The organism is Moorena sp. SIO2C4, from assembly GCF_010672485.1.
Taxonomy (GTDB): domain Bacteria; phylum Cyanobacteriota; class Cyanobacteriia; order Cyanobacteriales; family Coleofasciculaceae; genus Moorena; species Moorena producens.
The window spans coordinates 1-11,199 of record NZ_JAAHGN010000015.1 but is presented as its reverse complement, the minus strand read 5'-3'; the positions used below and the strand labels follow the sequence as shown (position 1 = coordinate 11,199).

14 protein-coding genes and 1 pseudogene are annotated in these 11,199 nt (G+C 41.9%); 2 read left to right on the top strand and 13 right to left on the bottom strand.

Features of this window, described 5'->3' with window-relative positions; all coding sequences use genetic code 11:
* Nucleotides 1–50: 50 nt before the first annotated feature.
* From F6K20_RS02065 to folK, 10 genes and pseudogenes are all read right to left on the bottom strand, one after another.
* Entirely contained in the window at nt 51–326 is a 276-nt protein-coding gene (locus tag F6K20_RS02065) for a hypothetical protein (RefSeq protein WP_287293502.1), read from the bottom strand.
* A 77-nt stretch (nt 327–403) separates the two neighbouring features.
* Nucleotides 404–811 (bottom strand): GPW/gp25 family protein, encoded by a 408-nt coding sequence (locus tag F6K20_RS02060; RefSeq protein WP_287293500.1) that lies wholly within the window; start codon nt 809–811, stop codon nt 404–406.
* A 181-nt stretch (nt 812–992) separates the two neighbouring features.
* Nucleotides 993–1,688 carry a Uma2 family endonuclease gene (locus F6K20_RS02055; protein ID WP_287293498.1) on the bottom strand — a complete coding sequence of 232 codons (696 nt, stop codon included), beginning with the start codon at nt 1,686–1,688 and terminating at the stop codon, nt 993–995.
* 310 nt (nt 1,689–1,998) lie between these two features.
* The gene (vgrG, locus tag F6K20_RS02050; RefSeq protein ID WP_287293496.1) at nt 1,999–3,636 is read right to left on the bottom strand and encodes a type VI secretion system tip protein VgrG; all 1,638 of its coding nucleotides are present in this window, start codon (nt 3,634–3,636) and stop codon (nt 1,999–2,001) included.
* A gap of 6 nt (nt 3,637–3,642) precedes the next feature.
* Nucleotides 3,643–3,888: a LysM peptidoglycan-binding domain-containing protein gene (locus F6K20_RS02045; protein ID WP_287293493.1), complete on the bottom strand. Its 246-nt coding sequence runs from the start codon at nt 3,886–3,888 to the stop codon at nt 3,643–3,645.
* A pseudogene (locus F6K20_RS02040) lies at nt 3,869–4,019 on the bottom strand (IS630 family transposase); the annotation flags it as partial. The pseudogene F6K20_RS02040 and the gene F6K20_RS02045, both read right to left, overlap by 20 nt.
* Nucleotides 4,020–4,052: 33 nt before the next feature.
* A complete protein-coding gene (locus tag F6K20_RS02035; RefSeq protein WP_008184317.1) occupies nt 4,053–4,670 on the bottom strand; it encodes a dihydropteroate synthase in 618 nt (205 codons plus the stop codon).
* A complete protein-coding gene (locus F6K20_RS02030) occupies nt 4,658–5,038 on the bottom strand; it encodes a dihydropteroate synthase (protein ID WP_008184318.1) in 381 nt (126 codons plus the stop codon). The genes F6K20_RS02035 and F6K20_RS02030 overlap by 13 nt, the downstream gene beginning before the upstream one ends.
* Before the next feature lie 89 nt (nt 5,039–5,127).
* Nucleotides 5,128–5,859, bottom strand: coding sequence for a bifunctional dihydropteridine reductase/dihydrofolate reductase TmpR (tmpR, locus tag F6K20_RS02025; RefSeq protein WP_008184320.1), 732 nt, complete (start codon nt 5,857–5,859; stop codon nt 5,128–5,130).
* A gap of 192 nt (nt 5,860–6,051) precedes the next feature.
* Nucleotides 6,052–6,564 (bottom strand): 2-amino-4-hydroxy-6-hydroxymethyldihydropteridine diphosphokinase, encoded by a 513-nt coding sequence (gene folK, locus F6K20_RS02020; RefSeq protein ID WP_008184322.1) that lies wholly within the window; start codon nt 6,562–6,564, stop codon nt 6,052–6,054.
* A gap of 98 nt (nt 6,565–6,662) precedes the next feature.
* Between folK and F6K20_RS02015 the strand changes: the two genes are divergently transcribed.
* Nucleotides 6,663–7,307: an L-threonylcarbamoyladenylate synthase gene (locus F6K20_RS02015; RefSeq protein WP_008184324.1), complete on the top strand. Its 645-nt coding sequence runs from the start codon at nt 6,663–6,665 to the stop codon at nt 7,305–7,307.
* On the opposite strand, the gene F6K20_RS02010 is transcribed toward F6K20_RS02015, so the two are convergent.
* Genes F6K20_RS02010 through F6K20_RS02000 form a run of 3 tightly spaced genes read right to left on the bottom strand, consistent with a single transcriptional unit; the run spans nt 7,291 to nt 10,741 of the window.
* Entirely contained in the window at nt 7,291–8,475 is a 1,185-nt protein-coding gene (locus F6K20_RS02010) for a TauD/TfdA family dioxygenase (RefSeq protein ID WP_008184327.1), read from the bottom strand. The genes F6K20_RS02015 and F6K20_RS02010 overlap by 17 nt on opposite strands.
* 16 nt (nt 8,476–8,491) lie before the next feature.
* Nucleotides 8,492–9,343 carry an NAD(P)-dependent oxidoreductase gene (locus tag F6K20_RS02005; protein ID WP_008184329.1) on the bottom strand — a complete coding sequence of 284 codons (852 nt, stop codon included), beginning with the start codon at nt 9,341–9,343 and terminating at the stop codon, nt 8,492–8,494.
* A 36-nt stretch (nt 9,344–9,379) separates the two neighbouring features.
* The gene (locus tag F6K20_RS02000; protein ID WP_202799204.1) at nt 9,380–10,741 is read right to left on the bottom strand and encodes an aminotransferase class III-fold pyridoxal phosphate-dependent enzyme; all 1,362 of its coding nucleotides are present in this window, start codon (nt 10,739–10,741) and stop codon (nt 9,380–9,382) included.
* A gap of 123 nt (nt 10,742–10,864) precedes the next feature.
* Here F6K20_RS02000 and F6K20_RS01995 point away from each other — a divergent pair, with 123 nt between their 5' ends.
* On the top strand, nt 10,865–11,026 hold the full coding sequence (locus F6K20_RS01995) for a hypothetical protein (RefSeq protein WP_287293490.1): 162 nt from the start codon (nt 10,865–10,867) through the stop codon (nt 11,024–11,026).
* Nucleotides 11,027–11,199: the final 173 nt, after the last annotated feature.

Here is an 11,199-nt window from a genome sequence, read left to right as displayed (position 1 = left end):
TATCAAAAGTTGAAGAAAATGTTGACAAACGAAGAGATTGAAGGCTGGTTTTAGTTGTGGGGAGTTAATGGGAATCGGGAATCGGGAATCGGGAATCGGGAATCGGGAATCGGGAATCGGGAATCGGGAGGTAGTAGGGTGGGCAAATGCTGACCCTCTGACAACAATATCTCGAATCGGGTCGATTTGCCCACCTTCCCTGAGCTGCTGTGGGGTTTGGTGGGCAAATGCTGACCCTCTGACAACAATATCTCGAATCGGGTCGATTTGCCCACCTTCCCTGAGCGGCTGTGGGGTTTGGTGGGCAAATGCTGATCCTCTGACAATAAGATCTCGAATCGGGTCGATTTGCCCACCCTACAATAACTTAATTTTTAATTTTTAATTTTTAATTTTTAATTACTCAAACCGTTTGAGCCTCATTAATATAAAAAGGATAAACGAGGTTAAACCTAGAATTAGTGACTCGCACCGTATAGGTAATACTTATTAACAACAATCCCTCTATTTCACTGTCCTCAATATTAATTTCCTCCACATCTATACGATGCTCATGGTTCAACAGAGCATCAGAAATCGTGCCTCTTATTCCCGTAATTAACCCTTGAGTAATTTCCTCAAACAGAAACTGACTCAATTCGCAACCAAAATCAGGCTGCATAATCCGTTCCCCTGGACGGGTTGACAGGATAATTTCCAGACTTTGGACAATATCTTCCTGATCAGAAACCATCTCCACCGTTCCTGTATCCCCATTAAATGTAGGGGGAAAACTCCATCCTGTCCCTAAAAAAGAGCTGTTTTGTTCCATTTGTCTCTTGCCTCTTGCCTTAATAGTACTGACTTTGGTGCGTTACTGTGCCACCTATTACCTATTACCTATTACCTATTACCTATTACCCATTACCTATTACCCATTACCTATTACCTATTACCTATTACCTATTACCTATTACCTATTACCTATTACCCATTACCTATTGCCTCTTGTTCTAGTCAACCTTCCCCTTATCGGTCAATTTATTGACTAGATTTTCATGTTCCGGTGATTTCAATCCCTCCTGTAAAATTGCTAATACTTGGCCTAAGTCTCCAGTAAGTAAAGCGTCTTGGGCTAACCATAAACCAGGGAAGTAGTCACTACAGATAATGCCTTTATCATTCGGGTTTAGTTTTCTATATTTTCCTTCCCTTAACCGAAACCAATCAAGTTCTCCGTCATAAACCCGCCAAACTAAATATTCTTGAACTTGATTACGTCGGTAAGCTTTTAATTTATCATTTAAATCAATAGAGGCCGTACTGGCTGCTATTTCTACGATTAATTCTGGCGCACCTTCTACATAGCCGTCTTCACTAATCCTTGATTGTCCATCTACCGTTAGTCTTAGTAAAGCATCCGGTTGAGGTTCATTGTCGGCATCTAGACGTACAGTCGCATTATCTCCCACTTCTACCCCTGGTGTAGCTGACCAATATGTACCTAACCAAGTCATAATACGAGCATGGGGATTAGCATGTTGGGTCATTCTTAAGGGTGATGCCATATAAACAATTCTTTCGATTAATTCCGCTTTTTTGACATCAGGCATCTGTGCATAACGCTGTTCAAATTCTTGCCTAGTTAGTTGATCTCCACTTTCAAGGGGTGGAATTGTAGTTTTGGTTTTTAATATGGTTTGAGACATGGTTTTTTTAGCAGTACTGACGTAAGCATTCAGCCCTCAGCCCTCAGCCCTCAGCTTATTTTATTGCCGTCAGCTTATTTTATTCAAAAGCACCGATTACGCTACGCGCATTAGCTGATAGCTGAATGCTTACGTACTGACTTTGGTGGGTTACTCTATTGCTAACACACCCTCGGGATTTTGGTGCGTTAAGCGATCGCGCTTCGCACGCTACGCGAACAGCTGACGGCTGACGGCTGACGGCTGACCGCTGACCGCTGACCGCTGACCGCTGACGGCTGACGGCTGACGGCTTACCTTGCTTCTTAGCTCAATTAATATCCACTCTCGAGCCTTTAATCTTGATATATTTACCCTCCATCACAAGGTCCTTACTTGATTTTATCTTAATTCCTTGATTATCCATCGTGATTGTATTACCATTTTCATCTTCCAATTTAATCCCTTTATCCTGCTCGGATAATTTTAAGGTATTGCCTTTGGATGTACTAATTTCGATTAACTTATTTTCATCATCAAATATAATTTTTAGGGATTCTTTGGTAACTATTCCTTTTTTATTATTTTCCTTGGTTACTGTTAAACCTGCTGGTAAAGCATTTTTAACACTATGCACTGCTCCTAGAATTATGGCTTGTCTAGGGTCATCATTGATAAAACCGAGAATAACCTCATCCCCGGTTTCTGGTCTAAAGAAAATACCTCTTTTATTACCAGCATCAACCGAAGCTAATCTTGCCCAAACAATACCATCTTTTTCAATTGAGGGGATTCTGACTTTTACCCTAAACTGTTTTTCTGGATCCGCTTCATACTTATCCACAATCCCAATTTGCAACCCATGAATAGCTGGAATCAATCCCGCCACTGGTGTATCAATAATGTCATTATTTTGTTGATAAAACCAGCTAGCTGACAAGCCAAATTGTACATCCGTTTGCCAGCCTTGTCTACTAAATTGATGTCGAATAGCTGTTACTAAGGTTTTGCCATTGAAGCGCTTTCCTATTCCATCAAGTTTTATAATATCTCCTGGTTTAATATCAGCAAATCCAGGCACTTTGAAGCGACCTTTAAACAGTGAAAGACGACTTTTTTGTAACTTGGCATCTGCCCAAGCTTTTACTTCCTGGTCATCTAAGGGAGCTAAACTGATTAATTGATAGTTATCTGCACCAATTGTTTTGGCTAATTCATCTCCTTTTAAATTACCCTGGTCTAGAGAAAACTCTTTCGCTTTTTGTGATTGTAATAATTTCTGTGTTTTGATATCCCAAGCTGTACTTTCTACCGAGGATTTTTGATGGCAAATATCAGCTTCCATTTCAAAATCATAAATCTCATCTATGCCATATTCAAAGGTATGTTTTGGTTTCCCCTTTAGATTAGGCTCGACCCCAGTAATTTCGCCATCATCAACTAAAACCCACAGACCATTGACATCCCCACGAGATAAAATGAAATCCCAGTCAGTGCAGTAATATTGCACCATTTCCTTATGCTTGGGTTTAGTTACAGCAATAGATTTGACTGTTAACCCCCCAGTTTTGATGACTTTGTCGATAATATCCTTGTCTGTCATATCTCGAAAGACAGCACTTTTTCTTTGGGTGGTTAGTTTGTATGCTGCATCTTTTAAATCAACAGTGAGCAGAGAACTATAGCGATCGGCTTGCACACAGTGTCTAACTATAATTCCCTTAAACACTGTTGCTTCCTTTTGTTTTTCCCCTTCATAGCGAAGCTTTATTTCAATTTCTTGGCCTGGTTTAAAAAACTCCGTGTTGCTAATAGGAAATTCTTGTTCTGCCGCGTCACCATCTAATAAAATTATTTGAGCTATCGGGATTTTATTCACCTCTTTGATAATGTCAATCGACATGACATTATATTCAGGTTTCATTTTTTTACCTTTACTCAAAATTGTTGCTGTGACAACACCACTCATTATTTTTTACTTCTCTATTGGCGGTAATTTGATAGTTGTTCCGGTTTTTAACTTTCTGAAGTTATTGACATTATTAGCACGGGCAAGCTGGATATAATAGGCCGAGTCACCATATACCTCTTGAGCCATCACAGGCAACTTATCTCCAGCTTTTATAGTTCTAGTATGGGTAAGATCGGGTGAGCTTTTCTTTTCTAGTTTAATTCGCTTGGAATCTTTTATATCCTCGATAACAACCCAAAACTTCAGCAATTTCTAACTGTGTTTTTCCACTATTCAACAACAGCAAAATTAAAATACGTTCTCTAATATTTCCATTTTCTTCTATTTTTAAGGCTTTTTGAAGTATTGTTTTTTGCTGTCAGATAATTTTTTGCTGGCATATTTCCTATTATTGGGTTATTTATTAATTTTTATTATACCAATTTAAATGCCGAACAGCTTAGCACTGCAAAAAAAGGTTCAGCACTTCTGAATTCTTCTCCAAAACATTCAAAAGCATGGGGGAGGGCATGACACACGGGAAACCCTAATTTCCGAAGACGAAAAGTATTTAAAAAGGTTTTCATTTTAAAACGGATGCGTAGGGCGCTATCTTCGAGATTTTTGTAGTAAAAACCTAACCCGGCATCAACAAAAATTTTCCTAACACCAAGTTGAGTAGCTATTTCAATTTTCTTGGCAAAATAATCATACATTAAGTCGGTTGGGTCGTTGCCAAAATTAAAGTCATCAACTTCTCTGACGTTTTTTCCTTGAACGTAACAAATGATAACCCCAGCATCGAACTCGGATACCTGTTTATAAATTTCCTGATTGTCTTGGGAACCAGTTAAATTGATGATATTTGCTCCAACTTTTAAACATTCCCTAGCCACTTGAGGATAATAGGTTTCAATAGAAGTTAATACACCTTCTTGATGGAGGGCTTCCAGCACAGGCAAAATTTTACTTTGTTGCCTCACATCTTCTACTCTCTCAGAGGTTGTCTGAGCAGTCTCATTTGCTACATCAAAGCCCCCTAAATCCCCCAATTTTGGGGGACTTTTACCAGCAAATAAATTCTTTTTCCCCCCAGAATTGGGGGGATAGGGGGGCAAAATTCAGTATCAAACAACTTTTCAGATATCCTCTCAGCATGGGGCAAAGTAGATTCAGCACCAATATCTACAAAATCCGCTCCTTGGGCTGTTAACATTATGCCACGACGAATCGCTTGTTCTGAACTTAAACAGACACTTTCCCTGTACCAAGAATCACTAGAAAGATTAACTACTCCTAAGATAGCTTTTTGAGAATTAAAATTCAAATGTTTGTTGCCAATGGTAAATTCTTCAACTTTTACGTTTAAGGAATCCTTATACTGTTCATTAATTTCGTATAGATGTTCTATAGTAAGCATGTTTATCCTATTAAAAATGTTTTTATCTTCTCTTGATGCAGTCGCTCATGGGGGAAACCCCCAAGACCGCGCTGCATCGCTTGGTAATACTATAAACTCCAGCCGCCAGAAACTTCTACTACTTGTCCTGTGATGTAATCAGCCTCAGGACTGATAAAAAACCAAGCAGCATGGGCTATTTCTGACAATGTAGCAGGGCGTTTTGCTGGTAATTTAGGCATAGCATCCTGCCAATCATCATCGTATTCAAAGGAATTCTCTGCTATTCCTGGAGATACCACGTTGGCAGTAATCTTATCTGTAATTAGCTCTTTAGCAAGGGACTTAGTATAAATAATGATGCCAGTTTTAGCGATCATATAAGCTGTATTAGTACCACGGGCAGTGACATTATGGGCACTGGCAGCACCAATATTAACAATGCGACCCCAACCTGCGGACTTCAGGTAGGGAATTGCGGCTCCAGTGACATAAAAAGTAGTATTGAGGTTGGAATCAATTACAGAATGCCACTCTTCTACTGAGATTTGGCTAGTAGGTTTACTCAAATAGTTGCCCACATTATTAACAACTACCGATAAACCCCCTAGTTGTGCTGCTGCATTTTCTACCAACGACTTGGCTTGATCAGGTTTGGTGATATCTGCTTGTAGGGCGATCCCTTTTACTCCGTGAGTCGCTGCTTCCTGAGAAGCTTGCTTGGCTGCTTGTTCACTGCGGTTATAGTGAAATGCAACATCAAATCCCTTACTAGCTAAATCAATAGCGATCGCTTTTCCAATTCCCACTGCTGATCCGGTCACTAAAGCTTTTTTCAGCATTGTCTTTGTTCACCATTGTTTTTCAGTTTATACTGCTTGATTTACTCCATCAGCATTGTTTTTGTATTGGTTTTAAACCAAATCTATATACAAATCTATAGACTATCATTCATCGGCATTAGGTTAGGTTGCCTTGCCTTATTTTTTTCGGTTGTTATTATAGTCTATCAACCGGATTTGATATCCTAAAAATTAATACCGAGTAACTCCGTAAATATCTAACCTTTCGAGAAGTTGGGATACTTTCATTCCCCAGACTGGTTCTACCCAATCAGGAGCAATTTCGGCCAACGGCACTAACACAAAGGCTCTCTCTCTCATGCGTGGGTGAGGTATTGTTATATCAGGAGTATCTAGAATCAGGTTACCAAACAAGATTAAATCCAAATCTAAGGTTCTTGCTCCCCAATGTTCCACACGAACTCTACCAAACTTTTGCTCTGTTTCTAGCATAGTCTCTAGCAACTTTTGGGGACTTAGTTGTGTGTCCACTAGGGCGCAACCATTGATATAATCTGGTTGCACAGGTCCAATAGGTTTAGTTTTGTACCAACTGGAGCGGGTTTTGACAGTAATGCCTGGAGTTTGATCGAGTTCGATCAGAGCAGCTTCTAATGTGGCTTGAGAATCACCGAGGTTACTACCTAGTGCGATCGCGCTAAGGGTACTTTTCGTAGTTGATAATATTTCGGGATTAGATACCATACAGCTCCTCAAAGAAGAATTTGTGGCAAGCTAATCTTGTACAATATTTTATAATACCATAGAAACATTCAATAGCTCGACAAAAATTTGAAGATCCTATGACAGAGATTTTACCTGCTGATGATCAAGCGGCACGAAATAAAGCAGTTGATTTGCTCAAAAAGGGCGATGTAGTGGTTTTCTCAACCGATACTATTTATGGCATTGGAGCCAGCATTGCTAAGGAATCAGGTATTAAAAAGATCTTCGAGGTGAAATCGCGATCGCCAGATAAACCCCTGATCATTTATGTCGCCAGTTTTGAACAACTGCAACAAGTGACTCAAGAAATTCCTGAAAGTACCATCGAGTCACTCCGTAAAATTTGGCCGGGGGCAATGTCTGGCATCTTCCCCAAGACTGACATTGTGCCACCATTTGTGACATCAGGTAAAGACACAGTAGCAGTCCGAATCCCTAACCATCCCCTTTGTTTGGAATTGGTGCGTCAGGTTGGGGCTCCCCTAGCGGTAACCAGTGCTAACGTTTCAGGGATGGAGACTCAGAAAACAGCCCCTGAAGTAGCTGCACAATTGGGAGAGCGAGTTCCACTGGTTCTGGATGGAGGGCCAAACCCCGAACAACAACCTTCTACCCTGGTTGATTTTACAGGGTCACCGGCTCAGCTATTGCGCGAGGGTGCCTGGTCTTTCTCGAAACTCCGCCAAGCCATTCCTGATTTGCAACCTATCCCTGAAAGCTGAGATTTTTCTCAAGAAGCCGTCGCCAGCTTTGGAAATAATCCCGGTCTACTGAACAGTAGCGCAAATGGCGGCGCTGGTTTTGTATTCCGATTGCATTGCGTCCGTGTAGGATACGGTGGTTGTCAAACATCACCAGATCTCCTGGTTGTAGACCTTGTTTGAGGCAGTATTTCGGATGGGTATAGAGCTGCATTAGCTTTCTGTATGCGGCATAAAATGGCTCGATAATCTCCTCTGGTAAGTCCAAGGGAGCAGGAAATAAATTGCTAATCCGAACTTCCTTCAAATTACCACCACTATCGAGGCAAAAAACTGGACTGCTGAACCGCATATCAATGCGATTGCTATAATATTTTCGGAAGGGAACTTCGTAACGACAGAGTAGATCGAATGCCTCCCTATCTTCCTGACGCAGCACCTCTGCTATTTGGAAACCATCCACAAAGGTAGACTGACCGCTGCCATCGTTGTTTGCCATTAAACAGTGGAAGAAAATAATTCCAGGTGGTGCATATTGATAGGCATCATCTGTGTGGGGTATGAGGTTAATTTGGGAGTTAGCAACACTTTTCTGGCTTTCCTCCGGGTCTACAACAATCTCGAAAACACGCCCGTAATTGGTTTCCAATAAAGGACCAAAGGACTGAGCCAAAGATTCGAGTTCTCCCTTCTGAGTAGGCACGTTTCGCACAAAGCAAATCCCGTAATCTCTCAGGTGTTTTAGTAGTTGTAGCCGATGTTTATCCCCAGTTTGGACTTCTTCATAAGCAATCTGGGGCAGGTTAGTAACAATATTGCTATCCCAAAGAATAGGTCGATGCTGACGATGCTCTCTCTCGGTAGCAGAATAGCAGTGCTGTCGCAACCACTGAGCATCATAGATGCTTTTGTGACCGTCCGGTTTCCATACTATTTCCAGTGCGTTGCCACTATCCCAACGAACTGACAGGGGTTTTATATCTAAGGGAACATCAACGAGCCGAAAACGCTTTTCGCCATGTTTGGGATCCCCACAACCAGAGCAATAACAGTTATCCCGAAGCCAAATATAGTGAAAAGTACTTCGATGACCGTCGCCCCAATCAACGAACAGTTTTCTGTGGTCTTGTTGGACTTTGGAGATTTGATATTGTTGGGAAAGGTCAATCGCCAAGTTACTATAACTCATCGCTTTCTTCTTGCTACTACAAATCCATCATCCGAGTAAAACTTTTATCCCCACCATAGGTTGTACAAGCCTGTTGTAAGACCTCGCATAGACGTTCTGAAAACTCTAGAGAGGTTTTAAAGCTTTGATTGAGTTCATTAACTAAACAGGCATCCTTGTGAGCTAAGTTCAAGGTAAATGCTGGACCCGGATTCCCTTCTAATATAGAGGGAAGTAATTTTTCCGCGACCCAGCTACTACCCGAACCTGCTTGAATCATGTTTGTGAGTTGTTTGGGATCAATTCCTGCTTCTTGTCCTAAAGACAGCACTTCTCCCAGGGCTTTAGTATTGATGAAGCAAAGATAATTAATCAGCAATTTGGAAAGGATAGCATGGGAGAGTGGTCCTACATAATAAATTTGCGAACCAATGGCTTCTAATATGCCTTTGATTTTGTCAAACGTTGCTTCATTTCCCCCCACATACATTGACATTGTTCCTTTCTGAGCTGCTGGTGCGCCTCCAGAAACAGGGGCTGCAATGGAGTCAATTGTTTGCTCGGATGCCAAGGTAGAAATCTTGTTCATAATTTCTATGGAATTGGTTCCAGTATCGAGCCAAATCGTTCCAGGACGGGCATGGGCAATTACTCCAGCATCTCCCAACATCACAGATTCCAACTGCTTTGGCCCTGGCAGACTGGTCATGATCACATCCGCATCACTTGCTACCTCTGGGATGGAATTGCGCCAACTTGCTCCCGCTGCAATTAAAGCTTCAGCTTTTTCAGGTTGGATGTCGTACACCGCAACTTCAAAGCCTTTTTTTAGCAGATTGGCAACCATACCACTGCCCATATTACCCAGACCAATAAATCCAATTTGCATGGGAACTTTCTCCTATTTCAACTATCGATGAGGTGATTAACCTTCGTAGGCTTCATCAGCAATTTTCAAAGCATCATCAATGATGGCAAACCCTTCTTCAAGCTGCTCTTCATTAATACAAAGTGGGGGAGACATAAACACCCAATTCCAACGCATCAGACCGTGCAAACCAAGCTCTCGAAGACGGGCAGCCATTTTACCCATGACCACCATTTCGTGGGGTTTAGCATTCCAAGGAGCCAAAGGTTCCCTTGTTTCTCGGTTCTTGACGCACTCAATCAATCCATACAGTCCCAAACTACGGACATCCCCCACTGATGGATGTTTTGCCTTCATTTCCTGTAACTTTTCTGCCATGCGATCGCCCATAATCCGGCTGTTTTCCACCAGATTTTCTTCTTCATAAACCTTCATGGTCGCCAGGGCTGTAGCGCAACCAATGGGATTACCGCTGAATGTTAGCCCACAGACGAAGGGGTTGGTTTCAAAGTGGTCGGCGATATGCTGCCTTACTATCACTGCCCCCATCGGAACATAGCCACAGGTGAGTCCCTTAGCCATTGCCATAATATCGGGAACCACCCCATAATGCTCGATCGCAAACATTTTCCCAGTGCGACCAAAGCCTGCAATAACTTCGTCGCAAATGAGTAAAATGCCGTGCTGGTCAGCATATTCCCGTAGGGCTTGCCAGTAGCCATCGGGGGGAATAATACAACCATTGAAACCCGTAATCGTTTCCATCAGGATGGCTGCGACATTTTCTGGCCCCTCAAATTCAATGGTTTGAATTACGTGATCGATATAAACTTGGGGATTTCCTTCTGGTGCGTAGCCAAAAGGACAACGGTAAGCATAGGGGTCGTGAACTCTAACAATCCCGCTAATAGTTGGTTCGTGAGCCAAGCGTCTGGGGTCTCCTCCAGCGATTCCTGCACCGAGGGTAGCGCCATGATAACTGCGATATCGGGTGACAATTTTATGCCTACCCGTGTACAGTCGTGCTATTTTGATGGCATTTTCAATGGCTTCAGCCCCACTCAGGGTGAAGAAAGTCTTGGTGAGATCCCCTGGTGTAATTTCTGCTAACTTAGCTGCTGTTGCGGCACGAATTTCCGTAGCAGTACCGGGATGGGCAAACACAAGCTTATCGGCTTGGTCTTTTATGGCTGCGATCACCTTGGGGTGGCTGTGGCCAATATTCATGTTGACGTACTGACTGGAAAAATCCAGGTAACGTTTGCCATCTTTATCCCAGAAGTAAACGCCCTCAGCACGATCCATAACGATGGGATTTTGGATGTTTTTCTGAGGTACCCAGGAAAAAAAGACGTGGTCGCGATGGGTTTTAACAATTTCTTGAGGGTTCATTACTTGAATCTTTCTATTTTGCAACACTTATCATTACCTATTGAAAAACGCCTAATAATTTATTGGGCGTAACTCCAACAAGTGGGCTTTAGGTTTTGAGTGCAGGGGAAGGTACACAAGGAATAAGTAACAAGTAATAAGTAATTAAGTGTGGATAAAATCAACTATTACCCATTACCTATTACCCATTACCTATTACCTATTACCTATTACCTATTACCTATTACCTATTACCTATTACCCATTACCTATTACCCATTACCTATTACCTATTACCTATTACCTATTACCTGCCAACAGTGCTATAACTAGGCATTTGGACGGCGATAATGAAATAAGCCCCAGGTAAACAGACCTTTCTCAGCAGATTCAACCCATTGACATAAGCCATTCTTAGAAGATTCTAAAAAATTCTGGGGTACATTTTTGGCTGAGTTCGTCGTAATGGGCAATTACCGAATCCCTCAATTTAGTGTAGTGAACCA